The sequence below is a fragment of the Ruegeria sp. AK11 genome (genome assembly GCF_056541095.1).
Map to the genome: position 1 here is coordinate 45,290 of NZ_JBQFXU010000006.1, position 21,401 is coordinate 66,690.

The following is a 21,401-nucleotide window of genomic DNA, read 5'->3' on the forward strand; positions in this document are numbered from 1 at the left end:
GCGAAAACCCCAATACGGTCGTGGCCAAATTGGGCAAGGCAGCCTGATCGCAATCAACGGTTTCGGGATTTTCCGGACCCTCCGGAAGGAAGCAAAGTGTCTAAGAACTTTCGCATTGCCATTGTCGGCATTGGTCTTGTTGGACGCCGCCACGCAGACGCTATCCGAGCGTTGCGCCATGTTGATCTCGTTGCGGTAGTCGACCCCAGTGATGAAGGTCGTGCTTACGCCGTTGAGCACGGGGTCGCATGTTACGAGACCCTCGAGAAAATGTTTGCAAATCAGACGCCAGACGGAGCTGTTCTTGCGACCCCGACCACGCTTCATGTTGAACAAGGCCTCACGTGTGTTCGACACGGTTGTCCTGTTCTTGTCGAAAAACCGATCGCCGTAGAAGCCACCGCTGCACTTGAGCTTGTTCAAGCTGCGGAGAAGGCCAATGTGCCACTGATGGTCGGTCATCATCGCAGACACAATCCTCTGATCAGGTCGGCTAAGGAAGCAATTGTCGATGGAAAGATTGGAAATGTGCGCGCTGTCCATGCGAATTGCTGGTTCTATAAGCCAGACGAGTATTTTGATACTGCGCCCTGGAGAAAGAAACCCGGTGCAGGGCCCATCTCGGTCAATCTTGTCCACGATGTGGATCTGCTGAGGTACCTGGCCGGAGAAGTTGTGACCGTACAGGCTCAGTCGGCTGCATCGCAGCGGGGCTACGACAACGAAGATGTTGCTGGTGCGCTGTTGACATTTGAAAGCGGGGCGATAGGGACCATAAGTGTGTCCGACAGCATCGTTGCTCCATGGAGCTGGGAGATGACGTCTCAGGAATATCCAATCTATCCTTCGACCACAGAGAGTAGCTATATGATCGGTGGCTCTCATGGTTCGTTGTCCGTTCCCGATCTTCGCCTGTGGAGTTACCAGAGTGAGCAACGGGACTGGTGGACGCCTATCTCATCGACCGCGCTGAAGAAGGGTGCGTCTGACCCTTTGGTCAATCAGCTCAGGCACTTTATTGAAGTAGCCCGGCACGAAGCAGTGCCGATTGTGTCTGGATGGGAAGGTTTCAGAACGCTTCAAGTTATTGAAGCTATTCAGAATTCTTGCAGAACAGGTGAAACGGTCAGGATCAAAAACTTACAAAAAACACCAATGGTAGATATGACAGTAGTATAAAATATCAGATATTTTGCAAAAAATCTTGCAAAATTTCCAAAATAGGGCAAAACTCTGAATCGCAAAAAAGAAGCATCATGATGTCTCAGGGAGGAGCAAAGTGATTACCAAACTTACCCGCCGGGCTGCTGTATCAGCCCTTGTTGCAACCGGTGTTCTGTTTGGCGCGACAAGCGGTGCGCTGGCGGAAGACAAAGTGCAACTTCGCCTCGCAACATCAGGATCGGAGACCGACCAGCGCTCGGTCGCTATGGCCGAGGTTTTCGCGCCGATGGTCGCTGATTTTGCAAGCTACGAGCCCAGCTATAATGGAACCATCTTTGCCCAAGGCACCGAGTTGGATGCCATCAGCCGGGGTAACCTGGAAATGTCGATCACCTCGGCGCAGGAACTGGCACAGTTCTTCCCCGAGTTTTCGATCTTTACCGCAGGTTATGTCCACCAGGACGCCGCGCATCAGGTGGCTGTCTTCAACGATCCCTTGATGGATGCCTTTAAGCAGAAGGCCGAAGAAGAATTAGGCGTCAAACTGCTGTCGGTCATGTATCTGGGCCGTCGTCAGGTGAACCTGCGCCAGCCCAAGGATGAGCTGACAGTCACGACACCCGCGGATTTGGAAGGCGTGAATCTGCGGATGCCGGGCACCGACGCATGGCAGTTCCTTGGCAAGGCGCTGGGTGCCGCGCCGACACCGATGGCCTTCTCCGAAGTCTATACCGCGCTGTCGACCGGTGCCGTTGACGGCCAGGATAACCCGTTGCCGACCGTCGTCGACGCCAAGTTCTATGAAGTGACCAATCAGATCGTCCTGACATCGCATCTGGTCGACCTGAACTATATCGCCATCGGCAAAGAGGTTTGGGACGGGCTGACACCGGAACAGCAAGCCAAGGTTCAGGAAGCTGCGGACGCAGCAGCTGAATCAGGCCGCCAGAAGCAGCTTCAGAAAGAAGAGGATCTTGTCAGCTTCCTGAAAGAGCAGGGCATGGAGATTTACGAACCCGATCTCGCTGCGTTCCGCGATCAGGTACAGTCTATGTATCTGGACAGCGAATTCGCTGGCTCATGGCCCGAAGGCGTTCTGGATCAGATCAACGCTCTGGGCAACTGAACCCAGTAAGACAGGGGAGGGAGAACCATAATGAAGGCCTTTATGAAGGGGTTCTCCCGACTGACCGAAGCGATTGCCGGCGGGATGCTGGCGGCAATCTTCCTTATCTTCCTTCTCCAAATTCTACTACGGTACTTCTTCACCCCAGCAGGCTGGACGCTGGAATTGATCGGCATTCTTTGGGTCTGGGTGATTTTCTTCAGCTGCGCTTTCATCGTGCGCGAACGGGATCACGTGAAGTTCGACATCATCTATCTTTCGGTGCCGATGCGCGTACGGCAGGTCTTTGCGATGCTGGCGGCCGCAGCGATCGTAGTCGGTATGCTCTACAGCTTCCTTCCGACGTGGGACTACATCGACTGGATGAAAATCCGCAAGACATCGACTGTCCGCAATCCGTTCTCCGGTGAGAAGATTCCGCTGCGCACAGTATTCTCGATTTACGCGGTATTCATGCTGGTCGTCGCAGCGCGCTACGCGTGGCTATTCTTCGACGTCATGCGCAATGGCCCACCAAAGACAGAGTTGGAACTGGTCGTTGGGTACAACGTGGTTGACGATCATCCCCGTGTCGACGTCGAAAAGGATGAGGAAGTTAAGAAATGAGTTTTGAACTTCTTTCCTGCCTGCTCGCTCTCTTTCTTCTGGCAGGCATCGGGACACCTATCGGCTATTCCATCCTCCTGGCCTCATTAGTGTACCTGGGCACGGCCGGACTGGACGTCGCCCTCGCGGGCGAGAAGATCCTGCAAGGTTTTTACAAAAGCACGATCCTGCTTGCCGTGCCTTTGTTCATCGTCGCCGCGAATATCATGAACGCTGGATCGATCACGGACCGTCTTTTGAACTTCTGCGTCGCTGCTGTCGGTCGTTTCAAGGGCGGCCTCGGGCACGTAAACGTGGTAGCGTCACTGATCTTTTCGGGTATGTCCGGCTCGGCCGTCGCGGATGCTGCTGGGATCGGGAAGATCATCATTGAAATGATGACCAAGGATGGCCGCTACAGCCGAGGCTACGCAGCTGCAATCACGGCGGCGTCGGCAACGATCGGCCCTATTATTCCGCCCTCTATCCCAATGGTTTTGTACGCGCTCGTTTCCAAGGCCTCCATCGGGTCGCTGTTCCTAGCCGGTATTCTGCCGGGCCTGATCATGGGCGTCGTCCTCATGGCGATGAACTATTATCTGGCCGGAAAGCGGAACTTTGCATTGGAAGAACCTGTTCCACTGCGCGAGTTGCCGGCTAAAACCGCCAACGCATTTCCGGCACTGCTGATGCCCGCAATCCTGCTCTACGGCATATATGGGGGCGTCACCACTCCGACTGAAGCTGCCGCCGTAGCTGCATTCTACGCCCTGCTACTGGCAGCGTTGTTCTACCGAGCGCTGACCTTCCGCGGCCTTTATCAGGTGTTCGTCGATAGTGCGCGCTCTTCCGCAGCCGTCGGGGTTGTCATTGGTGGCGCGTTCATTCTGAACTTCATCGTCATCCAGGAACAAATACCGCAGTCTATCTCGGCGCTGCTGGAGGGTTCCGATGTTAGCCCGATTGTGTTCCTGATCCTCGTAAACCTGCTGATCCTCGCGCTGGGATGCGTGTTAGACGCAACAACGATCATCCTGGTGATTGTGCCCCTGTTCATTCCAACCTGCGAGGCGCTTGGGATTGATCTGGTGCATTTCGGGGTGCTGGTCGTCGTGAACTCGATGATCGGTCTGATCACGCCGCCCTATGGCATTCTGCTCTTTGTGATCAACGCCGTGACGGACATTCCGCTACGCGAAATCATCTCGGAAATCTGGGCCTTCCTCGCGGTTCTCATCTTCGCCCTGGTGATCATGATACTGATGCCTGATTTGGTCCTGTGGTTGCCGCGTATGTTTGGATATCAGGGATAATGTGCCTCTCGGTTTCGACAACGTCGATCCCCGGTGATCTGGCCGAAAAACTAAGCACTATCGCTGACGCGGGATTCGGGGGTGTCGAATTACACGAACCGGACTTGACCGCTTTTGACGGGCCGCCATCGCAAATTCGGAACATTGCATCAGATCTCGGCCTGAAGATTTGCCTGCTGCAACCTTTCCATAACCTTGAAGGTCAGTCTGGCGGCGGACGGGAGCGCGCCTTTGATCGACTGAAGCGCAAACTCGACCTGATGAGCGAATTGGGTACGGATCTGCTGCTAATCGGGTCCGCATTCGAGGTCGATGCCGCTGCGACCGAAGAACAGGTAATCGCAGATCTTGGCGAGGCGGCCGAAATAGCAAAGGCATTGGGGTTGCGTCTGGCCTATATGGGCTTGCCATGGTCGGATCTTATTCACTCGGATGAACAGGCGTTAGGCGTCGTTGAAGCTATCGACAGCCCTTATTTGGGGTTGGCCTTGAATTCCTTCTTCTCGCTTGCCGACGGGTCCAAACCAGCCCGCCTTCGGGACATTCCCGGAGATCGGCTGTTCCATGTGCAGCTATCCGATGCACCCCGACTTGAGATGGATATTCGCAGGCTCAAACGGCACTTTGGGCTTCTGCCGGGGCTTGGGTCGCTGAACCTTGCGGGCTTTGTGCGGGTGTTGTCCCGCGCTGGGTACAAGGGGCCTTGGTCTATTGCGCGTGTCAATGAAGCAGCTCCTCAACCCGGTGGCCTGACACTGGCCCGAGACAGCTACAGGTCGCTGGTGAACCTGTTAGATGAGGTTTCCCGGACCGAACCGGGAACAGATTTCGGCATCCCGGACCTGCCGGAACGCGTCTATGCGTCAGGCTTCGAATTCGTCGAATTTACAGCCGACGAAACAAGCGGCGCGCAGCTGGCAGATATGCTGTCAGCAATGTGTTTTCGAATGGAGCGAAAACACGTAACCAAGTCCGTCGAGCTGTGGCGGCAGGGCGCGATAAACATCGTTGTAAATACCGAAAAGGAAGGTTTCGCCCATTCGGCGTTCCTGGGTCACGGCCCCTCCGTGTGTGACATGGGGTTGCGTGTCAAAGATGCGGATCAGACGGTTCAGCGAGCGACCGCGTTGGGCGCGCCGAATTTCTCACAGCCGGTAGGGACTGGGGAACTGGACATCCCGGCCATCCGAGGTGTTGGTGGCAATGTTGTCCATTTCATAGATGAGAAATCCGATCTGCATCGGGTTTGGGACATCGAGTTCGAGCCAGTCGCCAAGACCAAAGCGATCCAGCCTGCTGGTCTGCGCCGCATCGACCATCTGGCGCAGACGATGCGTAACGATGAGATGCAAAGCTGGCTGCTCTATTACATTTCGACTTTTGAGATGGCAAAATCTCCGATCGTGTACGTTGCCGACCCTTCAGGTGTTGTGCAAAGCCAAGCCATCGAGAGCCCCGAGGGCGAAGTGCGTTTAAACCTGAATGGTGCAGTTGGGCGTCGAACACTGGCGGCTTCATTCCTTGAAGACGGTTTTGGTGCCGGTGTTCAGCACATAGCCTTCCAGTCGGACGACATATTTGAAACCTCAGCCCAATTGCGGAAGTCCGGCTTTCCCAGCCTGTCCATCCCAGAAAACTACTACGCTGATCTGCAAGCGACATTCGGGTTAAGTGAAGACCTGATCGCCCAAATGCGCAGGGATAACATTCTCTACGACCGCGCAGCGGGTTCCGAGTATTTTCAGATCTACAGCCGACCTATCTTTAACGGCTTCTTCTTTGAAATTGTTGAGCGCCGATCTGGCTATTCCGGCTATGGCGCGCGCAATGCTGCGTTCCGATTGGCGGCCCAAGCGCGACACCACATGGCGGAAGGAACAACCTGAAATGAAGGCGGCACTAATCGGCCAAGGTATTGCTGGCTCCATGACGCCTGAGATGCACGAGGCAGAAGGTCGGGCGCAGGGTATCGATCTGAGCTACGGTAGGATCGACACTGCAAAAGAGCCATTTCGTGGAATGTCGGTCGCTGATTTACTGCATTATTCCGTTGAATTAGGCTGCGCGGCGGTCAACGTGACGCATCCCTACAAAGCATCAGTCATTGATCATCTTGATGAGCTTTCCAAGACTGCTGAGGAGCTTCAAGCTGTCAACGCGGTGGTTTTTTGTGACGACCGAATGGTTGGCCACAACACCGACTACATAGGTTTCCACAGTGCCTTCGGAGATTCTTTGGGATCATCGAAGACTGAAACGGTTCTCATGTTTGGTGCTGGTGGCGCGGGCAGTGCAGTCTCTTTGGCTTTGCTTGATTCAGGTGTTCGAGACCTGGAGATTATTGATCCTGACCTCCGCCGAGCGCAGGCGCTGGTCAGTCGACTAGAGGTCTTGCGCCCTTACGCAAAGATTCAGGGTTCCCCTTCGATTTCGTTGGATCGGATCGAACTTGTGGACGGAGTGGTCAACGCAACACCACTTGGAATGGACAAGTACCCCGGAACAGTCATTGAACCATCCCTGTTGCGGCCCGATGCATGGGTGGCAGACATCGTATATTTCCCGCTTGAGACACACCTACTGAGCAGGGCCCGCGCAACTGGGTTGAAAGTGATGAATGGTGCTGGAATGGCGGTTCATCAGGCTGCAGCGTCTTTTGAAATCTTCACCGGCTGCACCGCCTCAATCAGTCGCCTTCAAAACGTTTTCGATTCACTTCGTCAGCAGCGCATGCGCGAGTTTAGAGGTGCAACGGTATGACAAACGACGAACAAGCAATCCGCCAATGGTGGCGCACATCCATCATTGACATGAAACCCGGCAAGATCGCGTTTCGTGGCAACGCAATAGAGGATCTGATCGGGAACGTTTCTTTCCCGCAGATGATCTGGCTGATGGTGCGGGGCGATCTGCCCAGCGACGCACAAGCGCGTCTGTTCGAAGCCGCTTTGGTCGCAGGCGTGGATCACGGCCCACAGGCCCCCTCAATCGCGGCGGCGCGCATGGCTGCCACCTGCGGGGTAGGTCTCAATAATGCGATGGCGACTGCGGTGAACATGCTGGGCGATGTGCATGGCGGAGCAGGCGAACAATGCGCCGAGCTGTACTATGATATCTCGGAACGCGTGAATGCTGGGGCATCGCTGATTAATGCTGTTCAGGACGGTCTGGACAGCTGGCGCGAGACGTACGGCAAGATCGTCTCGGGCTTTGGCCACCGTTTTCACAAGCCCGTCGACCCGCGCGCGCCCCGGCTGATGCAACTTGTTCGTGATGCGGCAGATGAAGGCACTGTTTCGGGTCGCTTTGCTGATATCGGAGAAGAGGTTCAGGCTGAACTCGGCCGTCAACGCGGCGGTCGGCCAATTGCCATGAATATTGACGGCGCGACAGCTGTGATCTTCTGCGAACTTGGCTTTCCCGCGCCCTTGTCGCGGGGGTTGTTCTGCCTATCCCGCTCGGTCGGAATACTCGCCCACGCTTGGGAGCAGATGAACCAGGGTGGCCGCAACAAAGGGCCCATGCCCCCGAATTACTTACCTCTCTACGAAGACAGGAATGATGACACGTGAGACATCGAAATCCTTCCGGGTCGGCCTTATCGGTTGTGGTCGTATCAGCGATATCTATCTAAAAACGCTATCCAAATTCTCAAACGTCGAGGTCGTGGCTTGTGCAAGCCTTGATCCTTCGGAAAGCCGCGCCAAAGCAGATCAATACGGTGTCGCCCAGGCCTGCACACCAGATGAAGTGTTTGACGATCCGACGATTGACTGCGTTCTGAATCTGACAATTCCGGCGGCGCATGCGGAAATCAGTTTGCGCGCGTTGGAGGCCGGCAAGCACGTCTATTCCGAGAAGCCGCTGGTTATGAATCGAACGGACGGAAAGGCGATCCTGCACACTGCCACTGAAAAGGGGCTACTGGTCGGTTGCGCACCCGACACGTTTCTGGGCGGTCGTTGGCAGACCGTTCGGCGCTTGATCGATGAAGGCGCTATCGGGAAACCAACAGGGATTTTTGCCCATGTCGGGACCCACGGGACGGAGCGCCACCATCCCAACCCGGATTTCTACTATAAGGCGGGTGGTGGGCCAATGCTGGACCTTGGGCCGTACTACCTGACCGCCATGATCTACTGCCTTGGACCCGTTGACCGGGTTGCCGGAATGGCTCGGCGCACGTTTGACAAAAGGATGATCGAAAACGGCCCTCGCAACGGCGAATGGATGAATGTCGAGGTGGACACGCACTCCCTAAGCCTGCTGCAGTTCTCTTCCGGAGCAATAGGGTCGATGACCATGAGCTTCGACGTCTGGGACAGCGAAACTCCGCGGTTCGAGATCTATGGTGAAAACGGAACCATCAGCATCCCTGACCCTGACCCGGTTCATGGCGCCAACATCTTTCAGGGGGATGTCTGGCTGAAAACGCGGGAGACCTCACGCTGGTCTCATCAGCCCCGTCCAACCGGTCGTGAAGACTGGCAGGTTGTTGAAAACAGACATGGGTTTAACGAAGATAGCCGCGGGCTCGGCCTTTTGGACCTCGCCCTGGCGGCACAAGAAGGACGCCAACCCCGTGCAAGTGGAGCGCTTGCTTACCACGTTTTCGAGGTCATGGACGCAATTGAACGGGCGCCAAAATTCGGCGCCTATCAGACGATAGAAAGCCGGTGCGCGGCTCCGGAGCCTTTGCCGGTCGATTTTCTGAACGGTGAGAGGAAGGAGTCGGCCCATGCCGATTGAGACACTCGACTTTGCCCAGCCATTCTTTCGCGTCCAGCACATAACTGACGAGCGCAGAATTTCTATCGAGGGTCGCGCCATCGTCCTTAACCTTGGGGGGCGAAATTTCTCTGTCGAGGATCAGACCATTGCACCGCTTTCCTCTGTGATCGTGCAAGACAGCACGCTTAGCGGCGTGGAACGTGCAGTCATTGTCCACGGTTTCGACGCCCATTCCAATGACAACGAGTTGTTCGCATGGGTGAAAGATACATGGCCATCTGCTTTTGATGTTCGCCAAGAGGAGCGTCTGCGTGGCGTCAGCCACTACATGTCGCCGAAGGTCTTCGTGGGTAACGTTGGACTGACCATGTACCATTCCGGCTCGGTCCCTTTGAATGTCGGATTGCATAAGGATCATCCGTTCTGCCCGGTACCTGGGTTTCGCGAAGTGCATACGCAGATCGTTGGCTTCGGCAAAATGCAGCAATGTCGCGAACGGGATGTCGAGACCCTGTATCTCGAAGAATTCATGGCCCCGGGCGCGACCCACAAACCTATGTATGACGCCGAAGGCAATTATCCCTGGCATCAATACGAGACGATCACCCCCGGTATCTTCATGGCGGTGGAAATACTATCCGAGGGCGAACTGGTCCCGGAAATGGAGGTTGAGAATGGCTGAGAGACTTTTACCCGAAGACCTGAAGTTCGACGGCCCTTTCCCCCGCTTGTCTCGCCGTTTGCGGTTGGGCGTTGTTGGTGGAGGACGGATCTCTGTCACGCAAGCATCATCCGCGCGGATGACCGACCGGTGGGAGGTCGTCGCAGGAGCACTCAGTTCTGACACAGCGCGCAGTAAGGCGCGTGGGGCCGAGTGGTTCCTGCCGGCCGAACGGTGCTACGCGTCTTTCGAAGAGATGGCACAGGCCGAGGCGGCACGCACGGATGGCATAGATGCCGTCATGATCACGACCCCGAACCACGTTCATTTTGAAGCGGCCAAAGCGTTTCTGGAAGCGGGCATTGACGTGTTGTGCGACAAACCCCTGACCAACGAAGTCGCCGAGGCCGAGGGGCTTGAGGAGATTACCGCGCGCACGGGACACATCTTTGCTGTCGGTTATGCGATGTCATGTTTTCCGGTGATACGGCAGGCCAAGCAGATCGTGGCCGACGGGGGCATCGGCAAAATCAACCAGATCCATGTCGAGTTCATGCAAGACTGGATGACGCCCGAAGATGTGGCCGATGCGCCTCATGTAAAGTGGCGGCTGGACCCCAATATTTCTGGTCCAACCAGCTGTGTCGGCGATATCGGCACCCATGCCGCGCATCTCGCCAGTTTTGTTTCCGGCCTGCCCTTGACCGACCTGCGGGCCGAGTTTCATGTCTGCGGCGCGCCAAAGCCTTTGGAAGACACGGTGTTCATGTTCACCCGTTACCAAAATGAAGTCCCCGGAACCTTGATGGCAACACGCCTTGCCCCCGGAAACCGGGGTGGGTTGCGCCTGCGCATATTCGGGAACGAAGGAGGCCTCGAGTGGGACCTAGAGAACTCGGAGCGGCTGAAATTCAATCGGTTTGGTGAACCGGATCATATCATCAGCCGAGGTCTCGGGCATGGTATCGGACCCGGCGCAGAACGTTTGATCCGTACCGCGCGCGGCTTCCCTGAAGGGATTATCGAAGCTTGGGCCAACCTCTATACGGAACTTGCGATGGCCGTAGCCGCGCGTCGGGATGGCGTAACCGTTCCGGCCGATTGGCTTGCTTATCCCAGTGTCGAACAAGGCGCAGACGGTGTTCGATTCATTGACGCCTCTGTGCGCTCTCACCAGTCCGGAGGGGACTGGGTCACTCTCTAAGGGTCTGCCTACACGAATGTAATACACGCCCGGGGCGTTGCCCGGGCGTTTTCATTTCTGTTAAGTATTGAAGTTGATATTTTAAAAAATATCAGATATTTTTGACTACGTGTGATGAATTTTAGATTCGCAGACACGTGGAGCTGTCGTTCATGGTGAAACCCGAAGAGGCTGGCGCAAGCCCCTCTCTCTATTCCTTGGCGCATCTGACGCTGATTGGCTGTACGCCGCCCGAGTTGGTCTATATCGCCGCACGGGCCGGTTACGATGCCGTCAGCCCCCGATTCATTCCGATGCATGTGCCCGGCGAATTCACTCAATCCCCAATCGACAAGGCACAGGTGCAGGCCACCAAAACGGCTCTCTCTACCACCGGATTGAAGGTCCTTGATGTCGAGCTTGCACGCATCACCGAAGATGTCGATCCACGCAGTTTTGAGCCTTCTCTTGAGATTGGCGGGGAGTTGGGCGCCAAACGCATGATTATGAGCGCGTGGACAAACACCCGCGATGATCGTGATTTTCTGATCGACGTCTATTCCGAAACCTGCGAACTGGCAGCGCCCTACGGATTAACGGTGGACTTGGAGTTCCCGAGCTTCTCCCGCTTGCGCACGCTGGATGAAGCACTGGACATTGTCCGCGCCTCTGATCAGCCCAACGGCGGTATTCTGGTCGATACGCTCTACCTGCACCTCAGCCGCGTAGATCTTGGTGAGCTGTTGCACGTTCCCTCGGACCTGTTTCACTTCCTGCATATCTCTGATTGCCTGCCCGGCATCGCCGATACGCGTGAGGGCATGATCCAACTGGCCCGCGATGCGCGGCTATATCCCGGTGAGGGATGGATCGATTTCACAGGCATCATCGAACGGATGCCACCCGTCGACTATTCCATCGAACTGCCCAACCGAAGCCGCGTGGCCGAGTTGGGATATGAAGAACACGCGCGTCGCTGTCTCAGCCACGCCAAGCGAACATTCGGCGAGGCGCGGTCACAGCGTCGTATGCCCGATGCTGCAATTCCAAAACACCAAGAGGATCATCATGGGCAAAGAGCTCACTGAAAACGACCGCAACATGGCGGCCGATATGCTGGCACGCGCCCGCGCTGCCATGGCCGAGATCGAGGATTGGGATCAGGGCAGGTTGGACCGCCTGTCTCAGGCCATTGCATGGTATGCGGGGAACGAGAAAACCTTCACGCGTCTGGCCCAGCAAGGCGTGGACGAAAGCGGTATCGGAGATCGCGAAGGGCGTCCTGCCAAGCGATTTAAGATTCACATGGTGTTGCGTGACGTCTTGCGGACACCATCGACCGGGATCGTCGAAGTAGACGAAGAAAAGGGTCTGGTAAAATATGCCAAGCCTGCCGGTGTGATCGCATCTCTGATTCCGATGACCAATCCAGCGATGACACCACCGGTGACCGGTGTTTCCGCCGCCAACGCCCGGAATGCTGTTATCTTCAGTCCGCATCCGCGAACCGCTCATACCACCTTCGAGATGGTCGAGGTCATGCGAGCGGCCTGCCGTGCCGCTGATGCCCCCGAGGATCTGTTTCAATCCATTCGCAAACCGTCGATCCCATTGACGCAACATTTGATGGAGATCTGTGATCTGACGCTGGCAACGGGCGGCAAGCCCATGGTCAAAGCGGCGTACAGTTCAGGGCGCCCGGCCTTTGGCGTCGGCGCGGGCAATTCATCCATCGTCATCGATGAGACTGCCGACCTGGACATCGCCGCTCAGAACACACGAATTTCCAAGACGTCTGACTTTGGTTCGGGTTGTTCGGCCGACGGTAACATCATCATCCAGCGCTCGGTTTACGACGATATGGTCAAGGCGCTTGAGGCCGAAGGTGGATACCTGTGTTCGACCAAAGAGAAGGCCATGCTCGAAGCTGCCATGTGGGATGAGAAAGGAAACCGTACCTTCCCGACTATCGCCTGTCCGCCTCAGCAAACGGCCAAGGTCGCCGGTTTCTCGATCCCCGAAGATCGCAAGTTCCTGATGGTTGAAAATCAGGGGCAAATCGGGCCGCAGCACAAGTTCTCGAAGGAAAAACTGACCACGCTGATGGCGCTATATCACTTTGACACTTTCGATGACGCGCTGGAAACGGTCAGCCAGATTTACAACACCGGAGGCAAGGGCCATTCCTGCGGCATCTACAGCCACAATGACGATCACATCGACCGGTTGGCGCGCCTGGCTCCGGTCAGCCGCATGATGGTGCGACAGCCTCAGTCCAAGGCCAATGCGGGTGCCTGGACCAATGGCATGCCTATGACCAGCAGCCTAGGTTGCGGCATCTGGGGCGGCAACATTACCAATGAAAATGTCACCATGAAACACATGATGAACTACACCTGGGTCAGCCGTCCCATCCCCGAGGATCGCCCCTCGGAGCCGGACCTGTTCGGTGAGTTCTACGGACAGGAGGTCGCGTGATGGACGGAGCGAAACTGGAAGGCAAAACCGTTGCCGAACACATCGTCGACTTTCTCGAACGTCGCGAGGTCAAGCATGTATTTGGCCTGTGCGGGCACACGAATATCGCGGTTCTGGCCGCGTTGGCGGAAAGCCCCATCGATTTCGTCACCGTACGGCACGAACAAATCGCCAGCCACGCAGCGGACGCATATGCCCGCGTGACGGGCAAGGCCTCGGTGGTGCTGTCCCATCTCTCCCCGGGGCTGACCAATTGTGCAACCGGGGTCGCCAACGCCGCACTGGACTGTATCCCGATGGTCGTGATCGCGGGCGACATTCCAACGCACTACTACGGTAAACATCCACATCAGGAAGTGAACCTCCATGCAGACGCCGCCCAGTGGGAGATCTATCGTCCCTTTGTCAAACGCGCCTGGCGGGTCGATCGGGCAGACCTGATGGCCGAAATTCTGGAAAAGGCGTTTCATCTGGCCGAAAGCGGCCAGCCCGGGCCAGTGCTGGTCAACGTGCCGATGGACATCTTCTCCGAGGTGATCCCCTCGGACAGTTTCGACCGTATCCGCGACAACACGCGCGCGCTCAAAAAACCGTCGATTGACGATGAAACAGCGCGAGAGATTGTCGAAGCGTTGGCGCAGGCTCAAAGTCCGGTCGCTTATGTCGGTGGTGGTATTCTACTGGCACAGGCCAGCGAGGAATTACGCGCCTTTGTGGAGCACATGGGCCTACCAGTCGCGCATTCTTTGATGGGTAAAGGCGCACTGCGCGACGACCATCCGCTTGTGCTGGGAATGACCGGGTTTTGGGGCACCGAGCTGGTCAACCAGTCTTGCCTGAATGCGGATTACATCTTTGCTGTCGGAACCCGGTTCAAAGAGGCCGATTGCTCCAGCTGGTATCCTGGTTACACGTTCAACATTCCTGGCTCAAAGGTCATCCATATCGACATTGAACCGCAAGAGATTGGACGGAATTATCCCACCGAGATCGGAGTCGTTGCTGACGCCAAGGCCGCTTTGCGCGTCGTCAACCGAGTTGCCCGCGAGATGTATCCTGAGGGCTTCAAACGCCCCGCGCTGGAACAGAAGATCACCGACTTCCGAACGAACTTCAAAGCGCGCAACGTGGACATGGCGACCTCGTCGTCCTTTCCGATGATGCCCGAACGTATTTTGGCAGATACCCGCAAGGCACTGCCCGAGGATGCCATTATCACTACGGACGTGGGATGGAACAAGAACGGCGTCGGACAACAATTTGATATCCTGGCACCCGGTTCAATCCTGACCCCGGGTGGATTCGCGACGATGGGCTTTGGCCCTCCGGGAGCGATCGGCGCAAAACTGGCAGCCCCTGACCGTGTGGTGATAAGTCTTGTTGGCGATGGGGGGTTCGGTCAGAACCCGTCGATGCTGGCAACCGCGGTCGAGCTTGATCTGGGCATCATCTGGCTGGTTATGAACAACAACGCCTTCGGCACTATCGCGGGCCTTCAAAAGGCGCATTACGGTCTGACATACGGGACCACGTTCCCTGGATCAGCCGCAGCTCCTGCAAACGGACCGGGTTATGCGGATATTGCAAGAGCTTATGGTGCAGAAGGGCACAGGCTCAGTGCTGCTGATGAATTGTTGCCCGCATTGGAAGCGGCAATCGCCAGCGGCAAACCAACCGTTCTTGATGTCCCAATGATCAACAACCCAACACCAACGACCGGACATTGGAACATCTTGGACATATACTCACCGGACAAAGAGGTATCTCACGTCGCGACTTGACGAAACTGGGCGCGTCTGAACGCGCCCAGTTTCTTGTGTCAATGCTCATCCGTGTTCGAGCAAATATCAACAGCTCCGTCGCGGCGCGGTCATCGTTGTTGTGTGTCTGAACTTTTTTGTTGGTTAGTTATTCTCAACGAAGCACGTGAGATAATGTCAAATTGCAATAACGCTGAAGTATGTGCGTTCTTAGCGTCCAAGTTTTCTCTCTCGCAGCGAATGGCAGATACGACGGGATGCGTCGCAGCATCACCAACAGGCAGCCAACGGCAGCCTAGGGCCGGGCGCGTCGTTTAGGCCAAGGCGCTTATTAGCTACCCGGTACGTGACTGTTTTTTGATGGCGGCGAGCAGTAAATGCCTAAGAAAGAAGGCCCGCAATGACGCGAGCCTTCTTTTGGCGGATGGGTCATCGACTATGCGTCGAGAAACCTTTTCGCGCTCGGCAGGTGGTGCATCAGCACGTAGTAGGTCAGACCCGCCGGGATCAGACTTGCGTACCAGGAGATCCCCGAAAAGATCAGGGCCGCGACAACTCCGACACCCATGGCGATCACGGCAGCCCAGTTCACGCCGTTATAGGGGCCTTCCGGATCATAGAGCTTGTCAAGATCAAGCGTCTGTTTGCGCAGCACGAAGTAATCGACGACAAGGATCGCGAAGATGGGACCTAGGAAAGCCGAGTAGGTCTGAATGAAAATGCTCAGGCCTGCCGCGGACTCATCTTTTACAAGTTCCCACGGGAAAGTGCAGAAGGCGAGCAAGCCGACGATCACTGCAGAGGTTTTGAATTTGATCTTGAAGACATCCATCAGCGCATAGGCGGGAGGGACGACGTTGTTCAGGATGTTCGTTGTGACCTGAGCAAAAGCAATGAACAGGAGCGTTACGACCAGCAGCAGCTTGTTGTCGACAGCGCTCGAAAACACCTTGATTGGATCAACTTCACCGGTAGCACCGGACACCATCAGCCCAATGAGGCCCATAAAAAGTGTCGCCGGCAGGATCGAATTGGCATAGATCGCGACCTGCCTTAGCGGCCCAACGCTCCGACGCAATTCGCGCGAATAGTCCGATACGTTCAGCATCATCGTACTGTAGATCCCAAGGAAGAGCATGGTTGCCCCCCAGAACGGTGCACCCCAGGTGCCCTCGACATTTACCAGATTGGTCGAGATTTCTTCGCCGTATTTGTTGATGACGCTAAAGAACATGTAGATCAGCGACGCGATGATGAAGATCGATCCGATATTCTCGAGCCACTTGATCCCGTGAAACCCAAGCACCGAAAGACCGATCTGAAGGAACTGGAAGCCGATAAAGAACGCCCACATGTTCGAATAACCGAGGAGCGTTTCCGACACGAGGTTGAGTGCGCCCGCGCCGATCCAACTCTGGAACCCGAACCAGACGATAGCGGGAACCGAACGCACCAGCGCCGGAATCCGAGTGCCCGCAAAGCCAAAGGCGGACCGGGCCTGTACCATGAACGGAATGCCATATTTGTGACCGGCCTGACCGTTGATCATTAGCGCGAGCCCGATCACCGTGCAGCCGATGGCGATAGCGACAAAGGTCTGCAGGAGGTTCAGCGTACCGACCAAGCCCGACCCGATAGTAAATGTTCCGATGGAAACACATCCGCCAAGCCACGCGAAAAGATAGGACCACGGGTCCATGATCCGCGTCTCTTGCGGTGCCAGGCTCTCTTCCCCGATCGCCTTGTGTTCGATATGGGTTACGTGATCGTCGTGCGACATAGCGACCGTGTCGGCCGTGTCTGATTTGATTGTCATTTTCTCCTCCGATGACAGGTTATTTTAGTTTTGGCCGGGCGTAGGCATTGATTTTGCTGGTCTTTAGGCCGCAACCGACCAGCGCTTCGATCATGCGGGTTGCCACGCTCACGCCATCGATCACAGGAATGCCGGTCTCTTCGCTGAGCCACGCGGTCAAATCGGCCATCCCCGCACATCCCAGAACAATTGCTTCGCAACGATCTTCCTCAATCGCGCGCAGGATTTCCTCGCGGATCTTTTCGCGCGCGTTCGAGCCGGGCTCTTCCAAGATCAAAACAGGGATCTCTGCTGACCGAACCCGCCGGCATTGATGCGACAGGCCATAGCCATGGATCATGTGTTCGATGATGGGCACTGACCGCGGCAAAGTGGTGACGACCGAGAACGAGGTGGCAAGCATGCTCGCCGCCTTCACCGCAGCTTCGCAGATTCCGATGACAGGGCCCGTCGCGATCTCGCGGCAAGCGCCGATACCGGGATCATCGAAACAAGCAACGACAATGCCATCGACCTGCTGGTCTTCTGCGGCTTGCACGCAGGACAGAAGGCCGGGAACTGACATCGCTTCGTCGAAATGCCCTTCGATACTCGCCGGTGCGCCTTGCGCGGTAGCGCCTCTGATCACGACACCGGCACTCGCGGCCGCCTGGGCGGACGTGATGATCTTGCGTGTCATCGATTCAGTAGAGTTGGGGTTTACAACTAGAATTTCCATGTGATCTCCCTTGACGATATAAATTGTTAACAAACAGTGTTAACGATTCCAAACAAAATGTTAACTTAAATTGTCAAGGCGTTACCGATGCCTAGATGGCGTCTGTTCCGACTGGGGGCAGAATGACAGGGGTGTTGTCAGGTTAACCCTAGATCGGTTGCTCGTGTCTGGATTTGGACATAGATCGCATTGGTGAATCCATCGTCCAACAGCTACAAGCGTCACCGATTTCCGCCTCAGATCATTGCCCACTCTGTGTGGCTGTATTTCCGCTTCAATTTGAGCCTTCGCGAAGTTGAAGAGATGCTGCTTGCGCGCGGGATCGGCGTTTCTTACGAGACTGTCCGGCGTTGCGTGATCAAGTTCGGACGGATGATGGCTCGAAACTTGCGACTAAGTCAGGACCGTCCTGGTGATGTCTGGCATCTCGATGAAGTTGTCGTGAAAATCGCTGGTCGCAGGTATTGGCTTTGGCGCGCGGTCGATCAGCATGGCATCGTGCTGGACGAAATACTCCAACCGAAGCGGGACAAACGGGCCGCAAAACGGTTGTTGCGCCGCCTGATAAAGCGTCTTGGCTTCCTCCATTGGTCAGCAAAGAAGTGAAATTTCTTTCAGACAGTTACACATATCCGCAATGCATCGAGAATTGCGGCGTGTATATTTCGGCTTGTAACTGCGTCGCCAATTCGGGCCAAATGGAAACGGCCGCTTAGATTGGTGTCAACGAATGGAAATGTCCCACCAATAAGCGCCTTGTGTTCAACCTGCCCGTGGTTCCGCGAGCTTGGTTTGAGATCGTGAAAAAGTCCGTCCATTGGGGACAGGCCATGTTCTACGACTACGTGATCAACAAGACGTTCAGTGACATCCCCCGTCAACACATGACGCAGGCTGGCGCGAACTCCATCATCTTCGCGCACCAGGGAGGTAAGCTCTTGCAGGCAGGTGAAGGTAACTCCATTGGCGGCCAGATCGCGTAAGGCGACGGCAGAGGTCGTTGGGCCAAGGTCATGCAGAAGTGCCCGGTCCGGGGTTACAAGATTTACACTGCAACCATTGCCCGCCAGCGCGTCGGCAGTTACAGCCGCAGGGTGGTCGCCGACTTCATCGAACAACAGCACCTCGCCCGAGACACGTGCCTCGCCCGACAACACGTCCCAACTGGAAATTGCCAGGTCGCCGCCGGGGATAACTGTGGTTTCGGGCCAGCCGCCTGTTGCAACGATCACCAAATCGGGGGCTTCGGATATCACGTCATCAGCTTCGGCATAGGTGTTCAAGCGGATATCGATCCCAAGCAAAGTCACTTCGGAAATCAACCAGTCAGCTACGCCCCAGACCTGTCTGCGCGTTTTCCCTTTAGAGGCCAGAACCAACTGCCCGCCCAGCCGATCCGATGCCTCGAACAGCACGACTTCGTGACCGCGCAGGGCGCAGACCCGTGCGGCCTCCAGTCCGCCGGGCCCGCCGCCGACGACAACAACTTTCTTTCGGGTGTCGCTGTAGGCGATGATATGAGGCAAGGTCTGCTCACGCCCCGTGGCGGCATTGTGTCCGCAAACGGCAGGTTTGCCCTGATTGACCCGGTCCACGCAGTAGCCCAAGCCGACACAGGGGCGGATGCGTTCTTCTTCCCCCCGCGCGAGTTTTTCTACCAGATAGGGATCTGCCATCTGTGCGCGGGTCATGCCCACCAGATCGACATGGCCGCCGGAGACCGCGTGGCGGGCCGTGGCAATATCCGCAATCCCTCCTGCGTGCAGGATAGGCAAATCGACGGCATCACGGATGCGCCCGGCCACGGTGATATGCGGTGCCGCCGGCAGGCCCATGGGGCGCACCCATTCAGCCAAACCCAGATCATCATAGGGCGCGCCGGCGAGGATGTTGAGCAGGTCGACATCGCTGGATTTTTCCAGCATCCTGGCTGCGGCAATGCATTCTTCAGCGCTCAGCCCACCTTCTTTCAGTTCATCGCCGGTGATGCGCATCGACAGGATGAAATTAGCGCCGACTTCGGCGCGCACGGCGTCGAGCACCTGCAAGGTCAGGCGCATGCGGTTCTCCAGCGTTCCACCATAGTCATCGTCGCGCTTGTTTGTCAGCGGGGACAGGAATTGCCCCAGAAGGTGTGAGTGGGACAGGAGCTCGATCCCGTCGAATCCTCCTTGCTGACAGCGACGCGCAGCGGCTGCGAAATCGTCAATCACGCGGTTGATGTCTTCTTGTTCCATGGCCTTGGGAAAGGCACGATGTGCACGTTCGCGGATACTGGACGGAGCTATGACAGGCAGCCAATGGCCATCATCCCATGCAGTGCGGCGCCCCATATGAGTGATCTGACACATGATCGCGGCACCATGTTCGTGAACGCCATCCGTTAGTTTCCGAAACCATGGAATGACGCTGTCATCACCGGCATAAAGCTGGCCGAACACCGATGGGCTATCAGGGGCGATATTGGTCGACCCACCGACCATGGTCAGGGCAACCCCGCCCTTTGCCTTTTCCTCGTGATACAACCTGTAGCGGTCCCGGGGATGGCCATCTTCAACAAAATTCGGCGCATGGGACGTGCTGACGATGCGGTTGCGCAAAGTCAGGTGTTTCAATTGAAACGAATCGAGTAGGTGCGCCACTTTCGTGCCCCTTCGGCCAAATCTGCTGTTTGAAAACTGTCCAGGGTCGGCTCCGCTGGTCAGTTTCAACACCTGATGAGTTTGGTTGTCGAAAGCACTTTACTTGGGAAGCTATGCGTAAGAATTCACTGCTTCCGACATTGCTGTATGAAAAGGCGACCCGACCAGGAAATCCAATGGTGGAACACCCTTTGAGTACAGAAGGGAACCTGGCAGGGGCCGCTCGATCCATCAAGGTCTGCACAAGGTTGCAATCACGTGCAATCTTAGATTGGAGGTGCTGCGCGCGCTGTGATCAACTGTCTGGCAGTAACTCTTTCGCGATGTATCATGTACAGACCTGCACCGATGATGATGGCAATGCCAAGCAGGCTAAGCCTGTTCGGAAAGTCATTGAAGACAAGGTAGCCAAACAAGGTTGCTACCGGCAGCTCAAAATACTGCAAAGGAGCCAATGTGGCAGACGGGGCAAATGACAGCGCATAAGTCATCATCATGTGGCTTACCGTCGCAAAAAAACCGGTCCCAAGAAGCCACAACAGTGCAATGTCTTTCGGCCAAACGGGATCGAAAAGTTCGGAACCAGAACCTTGCGCAACCAATAAGATTGGAATGCAAAACAGACTGGCAACCAGGCCAGTGTGAAATTGCAGAGCCACCGGGTGCATCCGTCGCGACAAGCCCCGCGTCACAAGAATGTAGAAAGCGAAAGCAACAGCCGTACCGAGAGGAATAATTGCCACTGCGCCGAAAGCCGCGAAGCTGGGTTGGATGACGAACAATACGCCAACAAACCCTACAAGAGCTGCCCCGACGCGACGAGGACCGACATCTTCACCAAGGTAAAACTTGCCGACCAGCAAGACAATGAACGGTGCCACAAACACGATGGCAAGGGCATCAGCAAGCGGCATCACTCGGATAGCCGTAATGAAACAAAAAGTCGCGAACAGCAAAAGTATTGAGCGGAATACAAGTACCATCAATTCACCGCTCGCGACACGCAATGACAGTCCCATTTTCCAGACAAACGGTCCCATCAACGCACATTGCAATACAAAGCGAGCGGCCGTTATCTGCCCAACCGGCACACTGGCCGATGCGAGCTTGGCAGCTACATCGAGCAAGGGAGCAGTCAGGCAAAATCCAAGCATCAGTGCAACGCCCGCAAGGGTGCGATCCGTGGATTGAGGTGTGGAATCAGCTGAGGTCATCTCATCATGA

At 56.0% G+C, this 21,401-nt stretch carries 17 protein-coding genes and 1 pseudogene; 14 read left to right on the forward strand and 4 right to left on the reverse strand.

Annotation, left to right across the window (positions count from 1 at the left end; genetic code table 11):
* The first annotated feature begins 96 nt into the window (after positions 1–96).
* The 13 genes from ACR0D9_RS14240 (at position 97) to ACR0D9_RS14300 (ending at position 15,022) form a co-directional block, all read left to right on the forward strand.
* Positions 97–1,179 (forward strand): Gfo/Idh/MocA family protein, encoded by a 1,083-nt coding sequence (locus ACR0D9_RS14240; RefSeq protein WP_480483578.1) that lies wholly within the window; start codon positions 97–99, stop codon positions 1,177–1,179.
* Between the two features lie 100 nt (positions 1,180–1,279).
* Entirely contained in the window at positions 1,280–2,290 is a 1,011-nt protein-coding gene (locus tag ACR0D9_RS14245) for a sialic acid TRAP transporter substrate-binding protein SiaP (protein ID WP_480483577.1), read from the forward strand.
* 30 nt (positions 2,291–2,320) lie between these two features.
* Positions 2,321–2,896 carry a TRAP transporter small permease gene (locus ACR0D9_RS14250; protein ID WP_480483576.1) on the forward strand — a complete coding sequence of 192 codons (576 nt, stop codon included), beginning with the start codon at positions 2,321–2,323 and terminating at the stop codon, positions 2,894–2,896.
* Positions 2,893–4,188: a TRAP transporter large permease gene (locus tag ACR0D9_RS14255; RefSeq protein WP_170753386.1), complete on the forward strand. Its 1,296-nt coding sequence runs from the start codon at positions 2,893–2,895 to the stop codon at positions 4,186–4,188. The genes ACR0D9_RS14250 and ACR0D9_RS14255 overlap by 4 nt, the downstream gene beginning before the upstream one ends.
* Positions 4,188–6,074, forward strand: a complete 1,887-nt coding sequence (locus ACR0D9_RS14260; protein ID WP_480539169.1) for a bifunctional sugar phosphate isomerase/epimerase/4-hydroxyphenylpyruvate dioxygenase family protein — start codon at positions 4,188–4,190, stop codon at positions 6,072–6,074. The genes ACR0D9_RS14255 and ACR0D9_RS14260 overlap by 1 nt, the downstream gene beginning before the upstream one ends.
* Position 6,075: 1 nt before the next feature.
* Positions 6,076–6,948, forward strand: coding sequence for a shikimate dehydrogenase (locus ACR0D9_RS14265; protein ID WP_480487954.1), 873 nt, complete (start codon positions 6,076–6,078; stop codon positions 6,946–6,948).
* Entirely contained in the window at positions 6,945–7,760 is an 816-nt protein-coding gene (locus tag ACR0D9_RS14270) for a citryl-CoA lyase (RefSeq protein WP_480487955.1), read from the forward strand. Before ACR0D9_RS14265 ends, ACR0D9_RS14270 begins: the two co-directional genes overlap by 4 nt.
* Complete coding sequence (locus tag ACR0D9_RS14275; RefSeq protein WP_480539171.1) at positions 7,747–8,937, forward strand: Gfo/Idh/MocA family protein; 1,191 nt, start codon at positions 7,747–7,749, stop codon at positions 8,935–8,937. Before ACR0D9_RS14270 ends, ACR0D9_RS14275 begins: the two co-directional genes overlap by 14 nt.
* Entirely contained in the window at positions 8,927–9,601 is a 675-nt protein-coding gene (locus tag ACR0D9_RS14280; RefSeq protein ID WP_480539173.1) for a hypothetical protein, read from the forward strand. The genes ACR0D9_RS14275 and ACR0D9_RS14280 overlap by 11 nt, the downstream gene beginning before the upstream one ends.
* Positions 9,594–10,784, forward strand: coding sequence for a Gfo/Idh/MocA family protein (locus ACR0D9_RS14285; RefSeq protein ID WP_480483570.1), 1,191 nt, complete (start codon positions 9,594–9,596; stop codon positions 10,782–10,784). The genes ACR0D9_RS14280 and ACR0D9_RS14285 overlap by 8 nt, the downstream gene beginning before the upstream one ends.
* A gap of 152 nt (positions 10,785–10,936) precedes the next feature.
* Complete coding sequence (locus ACR0D9_RS14290; protein ID WP_480539175.1) at positions 10,937–11,851, forward strand: sugar phosphate isomerase/epimerase family protein; 915 nt, start codon at positions 10,937–10,939, stop codon at positions 11,849–11,851.
* On the forward strand, positions 11,832–13,241 hold the full coding sequence (locus tag ACR0D9_RS14295) for an aldehyde dehydrogenase family protein (protein WP_480483569.1): 1,410 nt from the start codon (positions 11,832–11,834) through the stop codon (positions 13,239–13,241). Before ACR0D9_RS14290 ends, ACR0D9_RS14295 begins: the two co-directional genes overlap by 20 nt.
* Positions 13,241–15,022 (forward strand): thiamine pyrophosphate-binding protein, encoded by a 1,782-nt coding sequence (locus ACR0D9_RS14300; RefSeq protein ID WP_480483568.1) that lies wholly within the window; start codon positions 13,241–13,243, stop codon positions 15,020–15,022. The genes ACR0D9_RS14295 and ACR0D9_RS14300 overlap by 1 nt, the downstream gene beginning before the upstream one ends.
* Before the next feature lie 415 nt (positions 15,023–15,437).
* Here ACR0D9_RS14300 and ACR0D9_RS14305 read toward each other — a convergent pair whose 3' ends face one another.
* Positions 15,438–16,817 (reverse strand): NCS1 family transporter, encoded by a 1,380-nt coding sequence (locus ACR0D9_RS14305; RefSeq protein ID WP_480483567.1) that lies wholly within the window; start codon positions 16,815–16,817, stop codon positions 15,438–15,440.
* Between the two features lie 19 nt (positions 16,818–16,836).
* Entirely contained in the window at positions 16,837–17,535 is a 699-nt protein-coding gene (locus ACR0D9_RS14310; RefSeq protein ID WP_480539177.1) for an aspartate/glutamate racemase family protein, read from the reverse strand.
* A 183-nt stretch (positions 17,536–17,718) separates the two neighbouring features.
* On the opposite strand from ACR0D9_RS14310, the pseudogene ACR0D9_RS14315 reads away from it, so the two are divergent.
* Positions 17,719–18,114, forward strand: a pseudogene (locus ACR0D9_RS14315) (IS6 family transposase); the annotation flags it as partial.
* 35 nt (positions 18,115–18,149) lie between these two features.
* Here ACR0D9_RS14315 and ACR0D9_RS14320 read toward each other — a convergent pair.
* Both ACR0D9_RS14320 and ACR0D9_RS14325 read right to left on the reverse strand, forming a co-directional pair.
* Positions 18,150–20,177: an oxidoreductase gene (locus tag ACR0D9_RS14320; protein WP_480483565.1), complete on the reverse strand. Its 2,028-nt coding sequence runs from the start codon at positions 20,175–20,177 to the stop codon at positions 18,150–18,152.
* Between the two features lie 266 nt (positions 20,178–20,443).
* Positions 20,444–21,391, reverse strand: coding sequence for a DMT family transporter (locus tag ACR0D9_RS14325; RefSeq protein ID WP_480483617.1), 948 nt, complete (start codon positions 21,389–21,391; stop codon positions 20,444–20,446).
* Positions 21,392–21,401 lie beyond the last annotated feature (10 nt).

What these genes read in the sequence shown, in the direction of transcription:
- ACR0D9_RS14260 (WP_480539169.1), top strand. Translation starts at nt 4,188, where the DNA reads ATGTGCCTCTCGGTTTCGACAACGTCGATCCCCGGTGATCTGGCCGAA.
- ACR0D9_RS14280 (WP_480539173.1), top strand. Translation starts at nt 8,927, where the DNA reads ATGCCGATTGAGACACTCGACTTTGCCCAGCCATTCTTTCGCGTCCAG.
- ACR0D9_RS14305 (WP_480483567.1), bottom strand. Translation starts at nt 16,817, where the DNA reads ATGACAATCAAATCAGACACGGCCGACACGGTCGCTATGTCGCACGAC.
- ACR0D9_RS14265 (WP_480487954.1), top strand. Translation starts at nt 6,076, where the DNA reads ATGAAGGCGGCACTAATCGGCCAAGGTATTGCTGGCTCCATGACGCCT.
- ACR0D9_RS14310 (WP_480539177.1), bottom strand. Translation starts at nt 17,535, where the DNA reads ATGGAAATTCTAGTTGTAAACCCCAACTCTACTGAATCGATGACACGC.
- ACR0D9_RS14255 (WP_170753386.1), top strand. Translation starts at nt 2,893, where the DNA reads ATGAGTTTTGAACTTCTTTCCTGCCTGCTCGCTCTCTTTCTTCTGGCA.
- ACR0D9_RS14300 (WP_480483568.1), top strand. Translation starts at nt 13,241, where the DNA reads ATGGACGGAGCGAAACTGGAAGGCAAAACCGTTGCCGAACACATCGTC.
- ACR0D9_RS14270 (WP_480487955.1), top strand. Translation starts at nt 6,945, where the DNA reads ATGACAAACGACGAACAAGCAATCCGCCAATGGTGGCGCACATCCATC.
- ACR0D9_RS14285 (WP_480483570.1), top strand. Translation starts at nt 9,594, where the DNA reads ATGGCTGAGAGACTTTTACCCGAAGACCTGAAGTTCGACGGCCCTTTC.
- ACR0D9_RS14250 (WP_480483576.1), top strand. Translation starts at nt 2,321, where the DNA reads ATGAAGGCCTTTATGAAGGGGTTCTCCCGACTGACCGAAGCGATTGCC.
- ACR0D9_RS14295 (WP_480483569.1), top strand. Translation starts at nt 11,832, where the DNA reads ATGGGCAAAGAGCTCACTGAAAACGACCGCAACATGGCGGCCGATATG.
- ACR0D9_RS14275 (WP_480539171.1), top strand. Translation starts at nt 7,747, where the DNA reads ATGATGACACGTGAGACATCGAAATCCTTCCGGGTCGGCCTTATCGGT.
- ACR0D9_RS14325 (WP_480483617.1), bottom strand. Translation starts at nt 21,391, where the DNA reads ATGACCTCAGCTGATTCCACACCTCAATCCACGGATCGCACCCTTGCG.
- ACR0D9_RS14290 (WP_480539175.1), top strand. Translation starts at nt 10,937, where the DNA reads ATGGTGAAACCCGAAGAGGCTGGCGCAAGCCCCTCTCTCTATTCCTTG.